Raw genomic sequence first — 18,831 nt, 5'->3', positions numbered from 1 at the left:
GTTGGGTATTCAAAATAAACAAATCAAGTGAGTATTCAAACAAGAATCCTACACAAGACGTTCCAACGAAGGTTGTGTCACTATTAAATTAAGTTGAGCTGACTTCATTCCTACAACAATATGTGTTTGAATTAACATCATCATGTTCATAACAACCTCCTTCTTTTGATTTGGTAACAATTACTAATGTTGTTACTTTGACATTATATATCGCCTGAAATTATTTGTAAATAGGTATTTTCATTTTTCTTATTCTTGTTCCTTTACATGCTTTCTAATATATAGGTAGCCCGCTCTGTTTCAATCACCATATGCTGAGCATCCTCTTTCAGCTGTATCTGCTCTGTCCAAGGAATTTCATAGACATTCAAGGGTACATGTGCTTGACCTTGATCACTCTGAATCGTTCCTTCTCCATGGAGCAATACCGCATCCTTCGCTACATATCCTTCTGGATCCTTTTGCTGAAGATGACCGATAGACACTCGATCTAGATGCAGTTGGATACGGTCTACGTCCCCATCCTCTTGTTTGGTAATGCGTAAGGAATGATGCAGATGCGATTCTAACCAGCCAGTGACTTGTTCAATGTCTCTCAAGCTTATCTTCCTCCCTTCTCTACTCATTCCTTATATTTTCTAATCTAGTTCTAGAATATACCTTAGAGATGGAGAATCCGAATCTGTTACTCTTTCTTCCCGCCGCAGGATTGTCGGATGATAAGATCAGGTTCTATTAAGACAGATTGCGCCTCTTCCTTATGAATAATCTGGGATAATGTGAGTGCCGCTTTTTCACCGATTTGTCTGCTCTCCTGCCGTATCGAAGAAAGCGAGGGTGTCAGATAGCGACTAAGCAGGATGTCATCACAACCTACAATAGCGATATCCTCCGGCACTTTTAGACCCTGCTCACGTAAAGCATCCAAAACCCCTAGCGCCATCATATCTGATGTAACAAATAAAGCGCGAGGGTAATAATTGGTCTGGAGAATTTCTTTCATCGCCCGATAGCCGCTTTCTTTATAAAAATCTCCGTACTTAATCCAATTCTCCTTCACATTCAGCCCATACTTAGCCAGTGTCTGACGAAAGCCCAGTACGCGTTGGGTTGTGACGATAGAAGAAGGAATTCCTCCGATAATGCCGATATCTCGATACCCCAGCTGATAAAAATGATCGACTACAAGTTCGGAAGCCTTCACATTATCTGTCATGATATAATGAGTGTTTTGACCAAAAAGCTGGATATCTACCGTGATACAAGGAATTTCACTCTCCACTAGATGATAAATCGAAGGCTCTAATTCCTCTCCTCCAATAATGATGCAGCCATCTACTTGAAAGTGCCGACATCTAGCGTAGTAATCTTCTCCATCCTCTGTAAACTTCTCATTGGAAAAGAAAAGAAGATCATACCCTAACGAACCAATCTTCTGTTTAAAAGCATTGATCACCTCTACGAAGAATGGATGATTTAAGCTAGCATTCAGCTTACCAGCATAGATTACTCCTATCACATTCGTTTTTTTCTTAGCTAATGTTTGCGCGGAGTATGTTGGCTGGTAGCCTGTCTGTCTAATCACTTCTTGCACTTTTTTTTGCGTTTCTTCACTTATTCCACTGTAGTTATTTAAAATTTTTGAAACGGTAGATTTTGAAACACCCGACATTTTCGCAATATCTGAAATGGTAATTTTCATAAAAATAGGTTCCCTTCTTGCTTTATACTAAATTCAAGCTCTGGACTAAGCTCTCGATGTTTTAATTTTTCACTGCTCCTTGTGTTAAGCTGGAAATAAACAAACGGTTAAAAGCAAGGAAAACAATGACCAATGGGAGGGTAGACCAAAACGTCCCTGAAAGAATTTTACCATAATCTAAACTTCTTGTATCTCCTGCTAAATTACGAATGACGATGGCAATGGTCTGCACTTTTTCCTGTTTTAACACTGTAACAGGTAATAAAAACTCATTCCAATTTGCCATAAATGTAATAATCCCTAGTGTAGCAAAGGCAGGTAGGATGATAGGAACAACGATATTCCAATAGACTCTGAAATAAGAGCAGCCATCTATTTTAGCTGCATCTAACAGTTCGTCAGGTACACCATCCTGTATATATTGCCTCATCCAAAAAATCCCGAAGGCACTAGCAAGACCTGGCACGATGATCGCCCTTAAATCATTCATCCAGCCTAATTTCGTAATAATATAAAAGGTGGGTACTAAGCCTAATTGAGGAGGAATCATCATCGTGATGAGGATGAGAGCGAACAAAACATTTTTGAAGGGAAACTTCAATTTAGCAAAAGCAAAACCAGACAAGGAAGAAAGGAACAGAACTCCTATTGTTACCGTTGTACAAACAATCAGGGTATTAAGTATAGCTGAAAAAAACGGTGTTGAATCTATCACACTTTGAAAGTTAATCCAAGCATATTCTCCTGGTATTATTTTAGGAGGAAAGCTATTAATCGCACTATTATGATGAGTTGCCATAATAAACATCCAATAAAAAGGAAACAAAGAAATCAAGGCTCCAAGTACTAAGAAGAGATAAATCAACAGCTTCGACAAGGAAAAGCCTTTTGCTCCGACTTCATGATGACCTTTTTTCATTAGGCATTCCTCCCTTTTTTCGTCCGTCCCAAGAGATTAACAATCGATAAATTAATAATAGATAAGCTCAGTATTAACAGAAATAAGAACACGGCTGTGGCAGATGCCGTTCCAAAGGCTGGATTGGCTAGTATGAAAGCATCCCGATACAAGTAGACCGCCACCGTTATTCCCTCTGCTCGTACACCTGTGAAGATCAGAGGCTCGACAAAGACAAGCAGAGCTCCAAGCGTAGCAAAAAAGACAGTAAACATAATGAAAGGCTTTAGCAAGGGAATGCTAATATACAGAATTTGCTGCCACGTTTTGGCTCCATCGATCTTCGCCGCTTCATACAGATCACCTGGGATGCTTTGTAGGCCTGCGAGGTAAATGATTGTATTATAACCCACCCATCTCCAAAAAATCATCGCAGAAATGGCTATTTTGGCTCCCCATTCAGACGAGGTCCACATGATCGGATCAATATCTAAAGCTTGTAAAATCCCGTTGATTAAACCCGTAGATTGGTTACTAAATAAGATACTAAAAATAACAGCAACAGCAACAATGGAAGTAATATACGGTAAAAAATAAGCGGTTCTAAATACATTTCGAAAACGAATCAGAGCTGAATTTAGAGCAAATGCCAAAATAATCCCAATGATTAATTGAGGTACTGTACCCATAATGCCAATCAGCACTGTATTCGAAAGTGCCTTCCAAAACAAAGGATCATTAAAAATGATTTCAAAATTTTTAAATCCTACAAATTCCTTCACTGGAGCTAATCCATTCCAACGATGAAAAGCCAAATGAAAGCTATAATAAATTGGAAAAACACTAAAAATCGCAAATAAAATAAAAAATGGCGAAATAAATAGGTACCCATTCAAGCTTTCTTTTCTGCTGTCTGTTAGCCACGGCTTTTTCTTGACCAAGGGTTCATTCTCTACGACTGTCTTTGAATGCAAAAGGATTCCCTCCTTCTTCTTTTCAGAGGGGGCTGACTTAATGAAAGAGACTGCCCCCGCTATTTTTCTCTCATTTTAAGTAAAAGGATCCACCTTGATATACTTAACGTCCAAGTTGAGATTTCACTCGATCAATGGCTTCTTTCCACTCTCGGTCAGAATCTGATTGGTTGAGCAGCACATTTCTTAAAGCATCCAGTATTTCATCCTGTACGGTAGAGAAATAAATCCCCAAATATTTAGGAACGACCCGTTCGGCTGCTCTCGTATACACCTCATTCGTTACATTCCCTACAAAATAATCTGGGTCAACCACTTCATTGACAAATTCTTCTTTGACATAAAGCTCAGGTATAGCAGGAAATAATCCATATTCCTTAAAGGAACGCAGCTGATTCTCAGGAAGAGTTAACCAAGCGATAAACTTATAGGCTTCTTCTGCATTCTTGGACTGCTTGGGAATGGTTAAGAAAGAGCCTCCCCAGTTTCCTGCACCCTCAGGCATGTCAGCGATCGCCCATTTCCCCGCAGCATCTGGAGCATTACTCATAATGACTCCCTTCATCCAAGCAGGAGATAATAACACGGCAAAATCTCCATTGTTCATCGCAGCCCCCCATTCAGGAGTCCATGCACCATAGGAAGCAACCACACCATCCTGAATTAACTGAACGGTATAATCGTAAGCTTGTCGAATCTCAGGATTATTTTCGATGATCAATTCTTCTTGTTCATTGAAGTAGGTTTGGCTTGCCTGATCTCTTCTGGCATTGTAAACCATCTCCCACCCTTCTAGCATTGGTTTACCTGTTTTTTCTTTTACTTGTCTGGCAGCCTCTCTAAATTTCTCCCACGTATTGATTTGCAGATACTTCCTTGGGGTCAGTAGGCAACCCCGCCTGTTCAAATACATCTGTACGATAGTACATCACAGTAGGTCCAATATCTGTTGGTAAGCCAAAAATAAAGGAACCATCTGCATTGGTTGCCTGCTTCCATTTCCACTCTAAATACCGACTCTCCAATTCCACAGCACCAAAATCAGCCAAATTATAGAAATGGTCCTGTGCGGAAAAAAAGCGACCGTATTGTCCCACTTCCACCATCGCGATATCTGGTGCCCCTCCTCCAGCAGACATCGCGGTAAACAAGCTATTATGATGATCACCATAATCCGTTCCTGTCGTAAATTCTTTAAAAGTCACATGTGGATTTAATTGTGAGTATTCCTTGGCAAGCTCTTCATATCCTGTTGTACCAAACGTCCAAACAATGAGTTCAACAGGCTTGGTTCCATCTGCATTCTGCTCAGTACCTCCATTGGCTGGTGTTGAGCCTTCCTGAGTTCCAGAAGAGCATCCCATGAGCAAAGCAAAACTTAATACAATAACGAAAGATAGCCATATTCCTTTTTTTCTAAGCATTTGTTTTCCCCCTTCACTTTTTTTACTCGAAACATCCTTGATTTGAAATGACTTCCTTATACCATAGTGCACTTTTCTTAGGCGTTCTTTTCAGAGAGTCAAAATCGACATGAACGATACCAAATCGCTTTTCATATCCTGAAGCCCATTCAAAATTATCGAGTAAGGACCAAACATAGTAACCGCTTACATTTATTCCATGCTCTATCCCTTTATGGCAAGCCTGTAGATGCTGCTTGATATAATCTAACCTGTCATCATCCATGATCTCTCCATTGACAACCTGATCCTCGAAAGCAGCGCCATTTTCAGTAATAAAAATAGGTGTTTTACTGCAATACTCTTTGTTGATTCTGACAAGTAAATCGAATAAGCCATTAGGTTCTATTTCCCAATCCATAGCTGTTGTGGGGCGACCTGTTTTTAAAGCTTGAAACTTCAAGACATCCTCTGCTTGAGACTCATCTAATGCAGTCATAATGGAATAATAATTAATCCCCAAGAAATCAATGGGTTGGGAAATCGCTTTCAAATCTCCATCTTGGACAAAATCTAAGTTGTATTTTTGAAGATATAAATCTAGCATATCTTTCGGATATTCTCCCTTAAATACAGGATCTAGATACCAGCGGTTTAGAAATCCATCGTAGCGGCGTGCAGCCTCTTGATCCTCCCTAGAAGGACTCCCTGCATAGGTTGAATTAAGATTAAAGGTAATCCCTATTTGACCATCCTTTGGACCTTTTTCTCTAAAAGCAGAAACCGATTTCCCATGAGATAATAAAACATGGTGTGCTGCTCTAAGATATTCTTCGAAGCCCTTTATTCCAGGGGCAAATTCTCCGTTTCCATATCCAAGGTATGCAACCACCCAAGGTTCATTATGAGTAATCCATTTTTTCACTACATCTCCTAACTCTTCATATAAGAAAGAGGCGTATTGCTCAAAGTGATCAACCATCTCTCGATTTTGCCACCCTCCTTGATCTTCAAGAGCTTGAGGTAAATCCCAATGGTAGATGGTAGCCATAGGCTCTATTCCCTGCTTCAGCAACTGATCAATTAATCTCTTATAAAAATCTAAGCCTTTCAGGTTTGCTTGACCTGTCCCTTGTGGAAAAATTCTTGGCCAACTGATCGAAAAACGATAGGACTGAATATGTAAATCTCTCATCAGTCGTACATCTTCCTGATACAAATGAAAATGATCACACGCTATATCTCCCGTATCTCCATTCTTCACCTTCCCTTCTGTATAACAGAAACGATCCCATATGGACTCCCCTCTGCCATCTGCTTTCGTCGCTCCTTCAATTTGAAAAGCTGACGTTGCAGTTCCCCATACAAAGCTTTCTGGAAACCTGATCATGACTCTCTCAACCCCTATCTTTTTTAGGCAACCTTATTTCTCTTCCGTTTTAATAGAAACCGGTTTCTATATATGTATTATAAAAAAATTTTTTATTTCTTGTCAACCATTTCTATTTTGGTATGTATTCGAGATAAAACTGTACTTAAAGCCTATAAAATACCTATTTTGTTGGTACATAGAGCGATCTCCTAAAGAAAAAAGAATAGAATACCACTCTAAAGAAATCGGTTTTTATGAATAATCATTCACCTTGCTTGAACGTTTACTTTTCCTCCCTTTTCATATTATGATGGAAACAAAAAGTGGGAAGAGGAGGTCAACATGGAGTTTACTTATTTATTTGAACCGTTAAAATTAAGAGCGCTTACATTAGAAAACCGTGTCATTATGGGATCTATGCATGTGGGATTAGAAGCTAGTAAGAGCGGAGATGCCGCATTAATCCAGTTTTACAAAGAACGTGCCGGGGAAGATGGCCCCGCTCTCATGATTACGGGAGGAATCTCTGTTTCACCAGAAGGAGAAGGCGGACCTCACTTTCTAGGATTTTATCGGGAGAAAGATTTAGAAGTGATGCGAAAGCTTAATCAAGAGGTTCATGCTGCCGGTGGAAAGATGGCGGCACAATTATTCCATGCAGGTCGATATGCCTATCCCGAGTTAACAGGCATTCCCTCTGTCGCTCCATCTGCCATCCGCTCTCCCATTCATCGCGTTGCTCCAGTTGCTTTAACGCATGAACAAATTGTGGAGCTTATTGTTTCTTATGCTCAATCCGCTGCTTTAGCCAAGGAGGTTGGCTTTGATGCGGTAGAAATCATGGGTTCTGAAGGCTATCTTCTCAATCAGTTTCTCTCACCTGCGACCAATCAGCGTGACGATGATTGGGGAGGAAATTTAAGAAACAGAGCCAAGCTTCCTCTGGAGGTCTTAAAAGCCGTTCGACAGGCAGTAGGAGAAGATTATCCTGTACTATTTAGATTATCTGGAGCTGATTTAGTCCCGAATAGCTCAACTGAAGAAGAAACCATTCAATTTGCTCAGTGGGTTGAAGAAAATGGAGCAGATGCGATTAATGTTGGAATTGGCTGGCACGAGTCTCAAGTTCCAACCATCTCCATGATGGTCCCTCGCGCCGGTTTTATCTCTATAGCTCAAAACATAAAGAAAGTGACGAGAATACCGATCATTGGCAGTAATAGAATTAATGACCCCAGATTAGCAGAGGAACTGCTCCGTCAACAGTCCTGTGATCTGATTTCAATGGCTCGTCCCTTTCTAGCCGACCCAGATCTTCTACGCAAAGCGCGAAGAGGAGACTTTCACTCTATTAATACCTGTATTGCCTGTAATCAAGCTTGTCTAGATCATGCCTTCGAAGGGAAACCAGTTTCATGTCTAGTCAATCCTAGAACGGGTCGTGAAACAGAGTGGAGCCTACTTCCCTCCTCAGCACCAAGAAAAATTGCTGTGATTGGAGCAGGAGTAGCCGGAATGGAAGCCGCTCGATCTCATGCAGAAAAAGGACATGAAGTTTATCTCTATGAGGAAAAAAGCGAGGTTGGAGGGCAGTTAAATTACGCCAAAAAAGTACCTGGAAAAGAAGAATTCTATGAAACTCTTCGTTACTATAAATACCAGCTAGAAAGATTAGGAGTTCACCTCACACTTAACCATACTCCTTCCTCTCAAGAATTGCTGGAAAAAAGAGTGGAGCAGGTTATCGTGGCTACTGGAGTACGCCCTCGTCTTCCAGAAATCGAAGGGATGGATCAGGCGCATGTCTATTCCTACCAGCAGGTTCTATCAGGGCAAGCTTCACTAGGTAAAAGAGTGGCGATCATTGGAGCTGGAGGGATTGGTTGTGATACCGCTCATTATTTACTTGAACAAGGAGTAAAAACAATTTACCTGTTGAGGAGAAAAGGAAAGATGGGGGAAGGTTTAGGAAAGACCACTCGCTGGGCTTCTGTCAGCTACTTGCTCCAGCATGGTATTCAATTTCTAACCAATCTGCAATACGAGAGAATCACAGATAAGGGGCTTCACATTCAAATGATGGAAAATGATTCTCTTTCAGCTAAAGTGCTTGAAGTAGACTCTATCATCATTGCCGCTGGCCAGGAATCGCAGGTCTGGGATTACAGGGAGCTTGAGGAATCTGGAATCCAAGTAAATGTCATCGGTGGTGCTAGATTCCCTGGGGAATTAGATGCGAAACGAGCGATCTATGAAGGAGCTCGTCTTGCTTATGAAGCTTAAGGCGATTCTCACTAGTCATTCGTGTAGTTTTATATTTTTTTTCACTCAATCTTAATGCATGTGAGGAATCGACGATCAGAGAATTTTGCAATTTTATATGCAGTGTGTTATAAATGGATTGAGTTTCTTAATCCATTTATTTTTTTATGGGAGGAGTGTTGAAAATATGAGTCCCTCCTTGTCTAGGAAGAACTATTTTTTGACGGTTTTAAACCAATTTGAACAGGGGAGTATTCAAATTGATGGTTTAGAAAAAGAACTTCAAGATTTAATATTAGATATTGCTCATTCGATACGAGATAAAATGCCGATTAGAGCAGAGATTATTCATCGAGCAAACTTACTATTTAAGGAGTATAACCCCCTTCATTTGAAGGTAGGGATGATTTCAGAGGATAATGATGTGGGTAGCGTTGATAAACAAAGGGAAGGTTTTGAAAATCAACTTTTGTTACATACCGAATTTATTGATGAACCACATTATTTGAAGAGAGTGTATATGGAAGGACTCATTAGTATTTTTGAGGCACTGGAGAAGGGCGATTTGGAATTGCAACAGTGTATACTATGTGATAACTGGTTTATTCCCTATAAAAGGGCACAGGTAGCAAAGTTCTGTAGCTCAAAATGTCGTAATCGTTACAATTACTTAATGGCTAATAATAAGCATAAGGGGGTTCAAGTGTGACAATTTTAAAATCAAAAAGAGAAATCGATATTATGCGAAAAGCCGGGCAGATTGTGGCTGAGTGTCATGAAATGTTAAAGGAAGTGATTAAACCTGGTGTGACTACTTTGGAACTTGACCGTCTTGTGGAGGAAAAAATCCGTTCAAGAGGTGCAATTCCTAGCTTTAAGGGACACAATGGCTTTACCGCATCTATCTGTGCATCTAAAAATGATGTGATTTGTCATGGGTTTCCAGATTCTATCCCGTTAATTGAAGGCGACGTAATTACTATTGATCTTGGTGCATTTTATAATGGCTATCATGGAGATTCAGGATGGACTTATGCAGTGGGAGAGGTTTCGGAGGAGATCAAACAGTTAATGAGAGTTTGTGAGCATAGTCTATATATTGGAATAGAGCAAGCATATTCTGGGAACAGAATGGGAGACATTGGTTTTGCGATCGAAAACGAAGCAAAAAAATATGGATATGGTAATGTAAAGGAATTTACTGGGCATGGTATTGGGAGAGAGTTATGGGAAGAACCAGCCGTTCCTCATTTCGGAAATAAAAATACGGGAGTTCGTTTGAAGAATGGTATGGTATTGGCTATTGAACCGATGCTAACATTAGGAGATTGGCGTTCATACATTGAAGAAGATGGATGGACAGCCCATACGATTGATCACTCGATATGTGTTCAATATGAACATACTCTCGCGATTACCGAAAATGGACCAGAGATTTTAACAAAACTATAGTAGGAATAATAAAAATCGATTTAGAGTTTGTTAAAAAATGTCTTGTGCAAGAATGTACTCAAAGCATTCTAACACTATGATCCTTAGAGTAGAAACAAAAAACACCCTTTTTGAGTGTTTTTTGTTTCGGTAACTCCTTATTCAGCAACTCGGCTACTTCACTTATTTCTGAAATTCTGGGTCTTGAAAGGGATGCGCTACCCAGCCTTCTGTTTCTATAAACAAGCGAACAGCCACCACTTGTTTATCTTCCATCAGAGTAAAGAAATGAGGGGTGTTTACAGGGACAGAGATCACATCTCCTGCTTCCAGCTCCACATCAAAATACCCCGTGTCGCCTTGTCCTTTAATGATAAAAATTCCATGCCCAGCTGTAATCGCTCTTACCTCGTCTTCCGTATGAGTATGAACTTGTTCAAACTTCTTCAATAACTCCTCTAGGTTGGGAGTCGATTCAGATAAGGCAACAACATCCCAGTTGACATAGCCTCCTCTTTTCCCGAGCGATTTTATTTCCGCATCAAAAACCTGTAAAGTTTCCGCCTTCTGTTCATCATTCAGAGCACAATTCCCCTGAAGGTGTGCAGGTAACTTTGAAATATCCCAATGCTCATATAATACTCCTTGTGATTCTAAAAAAGCCCCTACCTTTTCATTCCCTTCTATTCTCTCCCCAGTATTTCGAATAACGATGGATGCCATATGGTTTTCCCTCCCGATAAATAGTATGATTTAGATTATTTTACTCTTTTCTTTACAAAATACAAAAGAAAAGAAACAATAGGACAAGGTGAAGAACGACCTATGAAACAAGCAGCCGTTTATATAGGTATTCAAACAAAAACTCAAAAGCTTCAAGATGTCTTTTCGCTTCAAACGCATTATTGCCCCAGCAGTAAATTCCATGGTTATGAATTAATACCCCAGGAACTCTCTCATCTAACACCTTGCTGATTTCTTCCGTTAATAGCGGAATATCTGCATAGTTGCGAACGATGGGAACTCTGATTTTTGCCCCTTCTTCCCAAATATTAAAGGCCTTAATCAGCTCAATATTCTCAATCTCTACTGCCCCTAGTTCATAATAAAGATCAGAAATTAGGTTGTTGTATACCGTATGAACATGAAAAACAGCTCCAGCCTTTTTGAACTTTTTATAGATTTCAGCATGTACCATGGTTTCGGCAGAGGGTTTTAAATGTGTGGTATAAGCAGGCTTTGAGTCCGCATTGACCAACAAATAGTCTTCTTGGGTGGTTTTGGTTTTGTCCTTCCCGCTTGCTGTGACAAGAAAGGAGAGGGGTTCTTCTGCCACCTTCATCGACAGATTCCCACTTGTCCCCGGAAACCAATGACGTGCACTAAACAGCTGCTTCGCTTCTGTCAGTTCATCCCACATCACTTGATAGTCCCAGGCTTATGCTTAAGAACAGCAATAATATCATCGAAGGTTTCATAAGCATGGTATCGCAAGCCAAGCTCCTTGCATTTTTCTAATAAGAAGCCTCGAGCGAATACAAGATCAGCTAGCTTCGCTCCCGCTAAATCGGTGATACTATCCCCGATCATGATACGATAGTATTTATCTTGGGGATAAGAGCGAATAATGCTTGTTTTACATAGCCCACAATCCACATCACAGTGCTCATCACACGAATGAGGCCATTTGATCTTAATCCTCTCTCCCGTAAAATCACTCTCGTTACGATAGATTTGTGCTGCCTCTAGAGGGAAGGCTGCAAGAAGGGGGTCTACGAAAAAATCAATTCCTCCACTCACTACATAGAAAGGCAGGGCTTCCTGCTTGGTCATCTGCAACAGACGCTCAAAGCCCGGTCGAATCTCCGCTTGTTCAATAGCGAATTGTGTGATTTCCTCTTTCATGGAGGACGGCAGAAGGGAAAAAAGTCTACCTACCCTTCACGAATCGATGTTTCTTGTTGCATAATCCGCTCTGTAATCTCCTTCCATACAGGAGGAGCAAACTGTTTCATGATCGCCACGATGTTATCCTTCATCGTAATCGTGCCATCAAAATCACAAAATATAATAGGCTGCCTACTCAATTAACGTTCCCTCCTACTCAAGCCCCATGTATCAATCGCAGTTTGAAGCTCAGTATGCGACGAGATCTCCTGTTCAAAATTGTTTCCTGAACTCAAGATCGAAATCGCTTGACGAAAAGCTCGTCCGCCTGCAATAGCTCCCTGTGGGTGACCATGAATTCCACCCCCTGCATTCATAATACTTTCTGTCCCAAAATCCTCATACAGTAGAGGAGTAATGCCTGGATGAATTCCTGCGGATGGCACTGGAAAGCTTGCTTTAATCGTTTGCTGCGCTTGTTGATCGTCTGTATTCCATCCCTCTCTCAAATGCTTGGCAATGGCTAAGGTATCCTCTCTATCCATCGCTACTGAACCATACGGCGACGGAAATAATACAAAGTCTGCTCCAGCTAGACGCATTAATTTTCCTAGTAAAAGAGGAGCAGCGATTCCCTGATGAGGAGAAGGGTATATCGCTCCAGCTAAGGCTGGATGCGCCATAATCGGGACAGAGATATCTGGATCTGCACTTAGGCGATGCAGAGCATCATAGCCATAAGCCAAAACGTTAAAAAGGAGAGCATTAGCTCCTAATTCAACCGCTCTTTTCGCCTTATCTACAAGCTCTGTCACAGGTCCTGTCAGATTCATAGCATACAAGCTTTTCTGCCCGGTTTCTTCGCTTGCCCGCTGAGCGGCTCTTAAGGCAACTTCAAGTCTTTTCTCAAATGGTGAAAGTGGATTTTCAAATAAGATTTCATCATCCTTAATAATGTCGACGCCTCCTGCCGCCTGCTGATAGAATTGTTCCTCTAGACTCTCTAAATCCTGTCCGATACATGATTTAAAGATACTCATTAATAAGGGACGATCTTGGACACCTAGAAGGGACCGCACTCCCTCGATTCCAAATTTAGGACCTGGGAAAGAGGCAAGGAAGCTAGGTGAAAACTCTAGGTCAATCAATTTAATCTTGCCATCCATCGATATTTTGCCGAAGACAGTAACTAATAAAGCCGGAATATCATTGGAGAAATTGATTTCAGGATACGCAATCTGGATCATGGCACTAGGAAGCTCTCCTTCTTTCGGTTCATGCTCTGTTACAGACACCACTTGACCTAAATGCTTTTGTAGTTTTTCCTTCTTCGCTTGGGGTAACTCCGTCCATGAACCTACTGTCATCCCTACTGCAATTCCCTCTGCTTTTTTGTGAAACTGTGCCTTGCTATCATGTACTAAATACGTGGCAATAACATATCCGTTCATTCTCGACACCTCTCTATTCCTTATCTCATATTGTTATCTCATATTGTATGTAAATGACCTATGTATGAAAAATCCCTAGTTTCTTCATTCTCTCTGCCGCCTCACTGATTCTAGCCTCACTCGTCAACAATCCTACACGAAGATAACGATCTCCTTGCTCGCCAAAGCCTATGCCAGGCGCAACCGCAATTTGAGCCTGATCAAACAGCAAAGTGGCAAAGCTTTCAGAAGTGTATCCCTCTGGAACAGGTAACCAAGAGAAAAATGATCCTTTTGGCTTTTGCGCTCTCCAGCCTAACAAATCTAATTCCTTGAATAAGTGATCTCTCCTTCTCTGATAGAGAGCTACCAAGTCGCTGACACACTGCTGAGAGGAGGTCAAAGCAATAGCTGATGCCTCTTGAATGGCACCAAAAAGGCTAACAAACTGATGATCCTGAATTAAATTAAGCAAGCGAACGATCTGCGGGTTCCCTACAGCAAATCCTACTCTCCAGCCCGCCATGTTATACGTTTTAGACAGCGTATAAATCTCAATTCCCACTTCCTTAGCCCCCGGAGTCTGTAAGAAGCTCAAGGGCTTCTCCCCATCAAATCCAATAGCACCATAAGCAAAGTCATGAACGACCGCAATCTGATGATCATAAGCAAGATCGACTGTTTTTTTGAAAAAGGAAGATGTCGCTACGCCAGCAGTAGGATTGTTGGGATAATTCAAAAACATCATTTTAGCCTGAGCTAAAATTGCTGGTGGGATCTGTTCATAATCAGGAAGAAATTGATTCTCTTCCCGTAAAGGCATGAATTCCATTTTCGCTTCAGCCAAGGAGATTCCCGACCAATAATCTGGATACCCCGGATCGGGTACTAAACAAACATCCCCCGGATTAAGCAAACATTGGCTCACTTCAATCAATCCTGATTTCCCTCCAAAGAGGATGGCTACCTCTGTATCAGGGTTAAGCTCAACCTGATATTCCCTTGCATAGTATTCAGCTATTGCCTCTTTCAAAAAACGGTGACCTTGAAAGGGTGAATAACCATGGTATTTCGAATTCGCCGTTGCCTTTTGCATCGCTTCAACTATATGCTCAGGTGTCGGTTGATCAGGATTTCCTTGTCCTAAATTAATCACATCATACCCTTGACTGATTCTTTCTGCTACCTTGGTAGATAGCTTCGCAAAAAATTGAGTAGGGAGGACCTTCATCCGTTCGGCAGGGATCATTTGTAACGATTGTCTTTTCATCTCAATCACCTCTATAAAATCAAACTATAGCAATTTTTCAGAAAAAGTAAAGAAAAAACGATATTCTTTCTTTTTGTTTCGTATTTTCTCGTTGACAGCAGAAGAAACAGCGTGTATGATAAGCAACAATTCATACATAGAAGAAAACTGTTCATGCTATATATTAAGGAGGTTATGCGCATGAGTTATCGAGCATTAAGTGAGGAAGAAGCTAAGGAATACGCCTTAAGTATACCCCACCTTTTCCCTGAACACGCACAATTGGTGTCAAGAGAAATAGGGGATGGAAATCTAAATCTAGTTTTTCATATTCAAGACACCCTTTCGAACAAATCCATTATCTTTAAACAAGCCTTGCCCTATGCCCGAATCGTAGGTGAATCCTGGCCTCTTACTCTAGATCGTGCAAGAATTGAATATCATGCCCTCGTTCGCCAAAAAGAACTATGTCCCGATCTAGTACCAGAAGTCTATCATTATGATGCTGAACTAGCCCTGACTATTATGGAGGATTTATCAGATCATGTGATTATGAGGAAAGGGCTTATTGAAGGCAATCAATATCCTTTATTCGCTACACATATTTCTACTTTCCTAGCGCATACCCTCTTCTATAACTCTGATTTTTTCTTAGCGCCTGATGTCAAAAAGAATCAAGTTATCACCTTTACCAACCCTGAACTGTGTAAGATAACTGAAGATTTAGTATTCACAGAACCATTTTTTGACGCTGAGCAAAATAGCTTTAATGAGTTGATCAGAGAAGATGTAGAGAAAATTTGGGCAGATACAGAGCTTAAAAAGGAAGTCGCCTCGTTAAAATTCTCTTTTTTAACAGCTGCCGAAACCCTTCTTCATGGAGATCTTCATACTGGGAGTATCTTTGTCACCAAAGAAAGCACCAAAGTCATTGATCCTGAGTTTGCTTACTACGGACCCATGGGCTTCGATCTTGGGGCAGTGATCGCTAATCTCTTACTGAACTTCGCTTCTCAAGAGGGACATTTGGCTGGGAAGCCTGAGAAAAAAGAATTTCAAGAATATTTATTAAATACCACTGACCAATTGTGGGAAGGCTTTGAAAGAGAATTTACCAAGCTCGCACTTGAGCAAGGACAAGACCCTTCTTTTAAAGAAGCGGCGATCATAAAAGAATTCTTGCAAAAGGTCAAAAAGGACACCCTTGGTTTTGCTGGATGTAAAATGATCCGTCGTGTCATTGGACTTGCCTCGGTCGCAGATCTTGAAAGTATTGCAGATCCAGCCGTTCGGGCACAGGCTGAACGAATCGCCCTGCATCTTGGCAGACAGCTAATCCTTAATCGCAGAGAATGGAGCCAATCAACGAGTATTAAAGCAGAATTAGTAAACGTACTATAGGAGGTCAAAGAAAAGATGTCAAATCAGATTGTATCCGTTCAATGGGGAGAAGATTGCCTTCGATTGCTAGATCAGACAAAGCTCCCGAACGAAATTCATTATCTCAATATCGATTCTATCGAAGACTCTTGGGCTGCTATCAAGCACCTCCAAGTCCGTGGAGCTCCTGCCATCGGGATGACGGCAGCTTACGGTCTATACCTCGGTCTTCGCCACAGTCAAGCTGCGTCCAGAGCAGAATTTGACAAAGAAGTTCAAGAAAAAGCGGATTATTTGGCAAGCTCTAGACCTACAGCGATTAATCTTGTTTGGGCACTAGAACGACTCAAAACAAAAATCGCAGAACATCAGGAGCTTTCCATCTCTGAAGTAAAACAATTGTTATTAGATGAAGCACGTCGGATTCAGACAGAGGATGAAGAAGTATGCCGTAAGATAGGTGAGCATGCCATTACGCTTTTCCAAGATGGAATGGGGATACTTACTCATTGCAATGCTGGTGGGCTTGCCACAGCACGATACGGAACAGCCACGCTCCTTTTTACATCGCCAAAGAGAAAGGCTGGAATCTAAAGATTTATGCCGATGAAACACGTCCTGTTTTGCAAGGGGCTCGTCTTACCGCTTTTGAATTACAGCAAGCAGGGATTGATGTGACCCTTATCTGCGACAATATGGCTGCCATGGTCATGCAGAAAGGATTGGTTCAAGGGGTGATTGTCGGAACAGACCGAGTCGCTGCCAATGGTGATGTAGCCAACAAAATTGGAACTTATGGATTAGCCGTTTTAGCGAAGGCTCATGATATTCCCTTCTATGTGGCTGCTCCTCTCTCCTCTATCGATCTATCCACTCCTTCAGGAAAACAAATCCCTATTGAAGAAAGATGTGGAACAGAGATCACAGAGGGGTTTGGGCACAAAACAGCTCCTGAAGGAATTGCCACCTACAATCCGGCTTTTGACGTCACTCCGCATCAGCTTGTGACTGCCATCATTACGGAAAAAGGAATCATTCAAGGGAATTATGAAGTTGAGCTTGCTCGTTTGTTTACCTAATCTTTGCAATTCACTATATTTCAATTTATAATGGAAAGAAGAGCAATCGTTGGGAGGTACATAGTATGGGTCTAGCTGTTATCATTCTTGTAACGGTAGCATTTTTAGCTGTTATATTTGCAGCAGGTTACAACGATAAACCGCATTCTGGAAACTAAAGCTGTATCTACAGGGTATCCTCTTTGTTGTCATTTCACAGCAAAGAGGATTTTGATTTTTTACTGAAACAAGCCTTCCTTTTGCTTCAACTGCTGATATAATTCCTCTAAACTTCCACGTGCATCTGCCTGAAACACCGGCTGCCCTCGATCAATCATATACTCATCAACCAAAAAGGTTTTCATTCCAATTTGACTTGCCGATAGATCCTCTTGAACATCATTCCCGATCATAATACACTCCTCAGGGGAAACGCCAAGCTTCTGACAAATCATCTGGTAATACTCCTTGTGCGGCTTGGTATAGGTAGATTCCTCATATAAAGTAACTAGATCAACAGGAACCTCTGTAAGCCCTGCCCAGTTCAGACGATGCTCTAGAGCCGCTTTGGGGAATACAGGATTGGTCGCAATGACAACCTTGTACCCTTGCCGGGTTGCCTCCTCTACAATTTGTTTGGACAAAGGAGTCGAAGAACATAACGAAGCAAGAGCGGGAAAGTTCTTCTCATAAAATTCATCAATATACGGCCACAAATCCTCTTTTACCACTCCACTTAAAGAGATAAATGCTTCTTCAAAAATCGCTTCATTGGTCTTCTCAGCATCCTTGCTTTCAATCATAGCATGTGTGCCGGACCATAATGCCTTCACCAATAACTCGGGATTGATATGAGGAGCCAAGTTGGTTGCTAATGCTTTGACATACGCCCCCACAAATTCCTCTGTATTCATCGGTAATAACGTTCCATCCAAATCAAATAATAGTACTTTTGCCATCTTATTCTTCCTCTCTCATCAATCTAAGCCTTGGAAACCAGTCTGACGTAAGGCTTCATATACCAAAATCGCAGCGGTATTAGATAAATTTAATGATCGTACATTTTCCGTACTCATCGGAATCCGAATCCATGTATCACGATGTTGTTCAAGAATCGATTTAGGAATTCCTGTTGTTTCTTTTCCAAAAATAAAGAAATCTCCTTCCTGATACTTCACTTCGGTGTAGCTTTTTTCTCCTTCTGTTTCGATGAAGAAAAAACGATGATCAGGATATAAGCTAAAACATTCTTCTAGAGAATCGTAGTAGGTAATGTCAACGGAATGCCAATAATCACAGCCCGCTCTTTTTAACATCTTATCATCGGTACTAAATCCCATCGGACGAATGATATGTAATTTGGTATTCGTAGCGGCGCAGGTTCTTGCAATATTACCTGTGTTATAAGGAATTTCTGGTTGATACAATACAATATGGAATGCCAATATGGTCACCTCTACCTTTTTTTCTATGAGATCATCTAGTGTTCTTTTATCTTACTACTTCCTAGTATATGAGTATAAAGCATCAGGAAAGCGACAGCAAATAAGAGTGCTTCCAAACAAAGTGATTCGTCCGCTAAGATAGATTCAGAAAAATGGCAAAAACTCGAATTTTGTCGAAAAAAAGATTCACAAGAAAGCTATTATCTGTTATTCTATAGGCAAAGAACCTAGGACAATCTTACTATCATTTTGATAAAGGCAAAGCTACGGAAACGTAGTGACGCAAAGCTACAGGGGCTAACGCACAGGAGTGCTATGCCAGCCAGTTGCCGTTTAAGGA

The 18,831-nt window shown here is 41.0% G+C and carries 17 protein-coding genes, 2 pseudogenes and 1 riboswitch; of the genes and pseudogenes, 5 read left to right on the top strand and 14 right to left on the bottom strand.

The genetic code is table 11. The features are described from left to right. Positions 1-263: 263 nt before the first annotated feature. The 7 genes from ymzB to JCM10596_RS11655 form a co-directional block, all read right to left on the bottom strand. On the bottom strand, positions 264-599 hold the full coding sequence (ymzB, locus tag JCM10596_RS11680) for a protein YmzB (RefSeq protein ID WP_025027283.1): 336 nt from the start codon (positions 597-599) through the stop codon (positions 264-266). 86 nt (positions 600-685) lie between these two features. Continuing rightward, positions 686-1,702, bottom strand: coding sequence for a LacI family DNA-binding transcriptional regulator (locus JCM10596_RS11675; RefSeq protein WP_025027282.1), 1,017 nt, complete (start codon positions 1,700-1,702; stop codon positions 686-688). Between the two features lie 61 nt (positions 1,703-1,763). After that, positions 1,764-2,621 carry a carbohydrate ABC transporter permease gene (locus tag JCM10596_RS11670; protein WP_025027281.1) on the bottom strand — a complete coding sequence of 286 codons (858 nt, stop codon included), beginning with the start codon at positions 2,619-2,621 and terminating at the stop codon, positions 1,764-1,766. Continuing rightward, a complete protein-coding gene (locus JCM10596_RS11665) occupies positions 2,621-3,574 on the bottom strand; it encodes a carbohydrate ABC transporter permease (protein ID WP_025027280.1) in 954 nt (317 codons plus the stop codon). The genes JCM10596_RS11670 and JCM10596_RS11665 overlap by 1 nt, the downstream gene beginning before the upstream one ends. Positions 3,575-3,677: 103 nt before the next feature. Beyond that, a complete protein-coding gene (locus tag JCM10596_RS30825; RefSeq protein ID WP_148302582.1) occupies positions 3,678-4,487 on the bottom strand; it encodes an extracellular solute-binding protein in 810 nt (269 codons plus the stop codon). After that, complete coding sequence (locus JCM10596_RS30820; protein WP_148302581.1) at positions 4,414-4,998, bottom strand: ABC transporter substrate-binding protein; 585 nt, start codon at positions 4,996-4,998, stop codon at positions 4,414-4,416. Before JCM10596_RS30820 ends, JCM10596_RS30825 begins: the two co-directional genes overlap by 74 nt. A 22-nt stretch (positions 4,999-5,020) precedes the next feature. Continuing rightward, positions 5,021-6,367, bottom strand: a complete 1,347-nt coding sequence (locus JCM10596_RS11655; RefSeq protein WP_025027279.1) for a GH1 family beta-glucosidase — start codon at positions 6,365-6,367, stop codon at positions 5,021-5,023. Positions 6,368-6,691: 324 nt separating this feature from the next. On the opposite strand from JCM10596_RS11655, the gene JCM10596_RS11650 reads away from it, so the two are divergent. The 3 genes from JCM10596_RS11650 to map all read left to right on the top strand — a co-directional run bounded on the left by JCM10596_RS11650 (position 6,692) and on the right by map (position 10,063). Then, positions 6,692-8,632 carry an oxidoreductase gene (locus tag JCM10596_RS11650; protein ID WP_025027278.1) on the top strand — a complete coding sequence of 647 codons (1,941 nt, stop codon included), beginning with the start codon at positions 6,692-6,694 and terminating at the stop codon, positions 8,630-8,632. A 199-nt stretch (positions 8,633-8,831) separates the two neighbouring features. After that, the gene (locus JCM10596_RS11645; protein WP_148302580.1) at positions 8,832-9,320 is read left to right on the top strand and encodes a hypothetical protein; all 489 of its coding nucleotides are present in this window, start codon (positions 8,832-8,834) and stop codon (positions 9,318-9,320) included. Beyond that, on the top strand, positions 9,317-10,063 hold the full coding sequence (gene map / locus JCM10596_RS11640; RefSeq protein WP_025027276.1) for a type I methionyl aminopeptidase: 747 nt from the start codon (positions 9,317-9,319) through the stop codon (positions 10,061-10,063). The genes JCM10596_RS11645 and map overlap by 4 nt, the downstream gene beginning before the upstream one ends. 162 nt (positions 10,064-10,225) lie before the next feature. Here map and JCM10596_RS11635 read toward each other — a convergent pair whose 3' ends face one another. From JCM10596_RS11635 to JCM10596_RS11615, 5 genes and pseudogenes are all read right to left on the bottom strand, one after another. Further along, entirely contained in the window at positions 10,226-10,765 is a 540-nt protein-coding gene (locus JCM10596_RS11635) for a 1,2-dihydroxy-3-keto-5-methylthiopentene dioxygenase (RefSeq protein WP_025027275.1), read from the bottom strand. Between the two features lie 100 nt (positions 10,766-10,865). Beyond that, positions 10,866-11,462, bottom strand: a complete 597-nt coding sequence (locus tag JCM10596_RS25210) for a methylthioribulose 1-phosphate dehydratase (protein WP_034681219.1) — start codon at positions 11,460-11,462, stop codon at positions 10,866-10,868. Next, positions 11,462-12,129: pseudogene (locus JCM10596_RS25205) on the bottom strand (2-hydroxy-3-keto-5-methylthiopentenyl-1-phosphate phosphatase). Before JCM10596_RS25205 ends, JCM10596_RS25210 begins: the two are co-directional and overlap by 1 nt. Then, a complete protein-coding gene (locus tag JCM10596_RS11620; protein WP_025027274.1) occupies positions 12,130-13,380 on the bottom strand; it encodes a 2,3-diketo-5-methylthiopentyl-1-phosphate enolase in 1,251 nt (416 codons plus the stop codon). It lies immediately after the preceding pseudogene. Positions 13,381-13,438: 58 nt separating this feature from the next. Next, entirely contained in the window at positions 13,439-14,629 is a 1,191-nt protein-coding gene (locus JCM10596_RS11615) for a pyridoxal phosphate-dependent aminotransferase (RefSeq protein ID WP_025027273.1), read from the bottom strand. Between the two features lie 180 nt (positions 14,630-14,809). Here JCM10596_RS11615 and mtnK point away from each other — a divergent pair, with 180 nt between their 5' ends. Both mtnK and mtnA read left to right on the top strand, forming a co-directional pair. Further along, positions 14,810-16,009 carry an S-methyl-5-thioribose kinase gene (mtnK, locus tag JCM10596_RS25200; protein WP_034681218.1) on the top strand — a complete coding sequence of 400 codons (1,200 nt, stop codon included), beginning with the start codon at positions 14,810-14,812 and terminating at the stop codon, positions 16,007-16,009. Positions 16,010-16,024: 15 nt separating this feature from the next. Continuing rightward, positions 16,025-17,067 (top strand): annotated as a pseudogene (gene mtnA, locus JCM10596_RS25195) (S-methyl-5-thioribose-1-phosphate isomerase). 218 nt (positions 17,068-17,285) lie between these two features. Here mtnA and JCM10596_RS11595 read toward each other — a convergent pair. After that, complete coding sequence (locus tag JCM10596_RS11595) at positions 17,286-18,005, bottom strand: HAD family hydrolase (RefSeq protein ID WP_025027272.1); 720 nt, start codon at positions 18,003-18,005, stop codon at positions 17,286-17,288. A gap of 18 nt (positions 18,006-18,023) precedes the next feature. Further along, entirely contained in the window at positions 18,024-18,491 is a 468-nt protein-coding gene (gene trmL, locus JCM10596_RS11590; protein ID WP_025027271.1) for a tRNA (uridine(34)/cytosine(34)/5-carboxymethylaminomethyluridine(34)-2'-O)-methyltransferase TrmL, read from the bottom strand. A gap of 247 nt (positions 18,492-18,738) precedes the next feature. Beyond that, a riboswitch (cyclic di-GMP riboswitch) is annotated at positions 18,739-18,825 on the top strand. The last annotated feature ends 6 nt before the right edge of the window (positions 18,826-18,831 follow it).

Source organism: Caldalkalibacillus mannanilyticus JCM 10596, assembly GCF_000615945.1.
GTDB classification, from domain to species: Bacteria; Bacillota; Bacilli; order Caldalkalibacillales; family JCM-10596; genus Bacillus_AT; species Bacillus_AT mannanilyticus.
The sequence above is the reverse complement of the archived record's forward strand: the minus strand, read 5'-3'. Positions and strand labels throughout refer to the sequence as shown.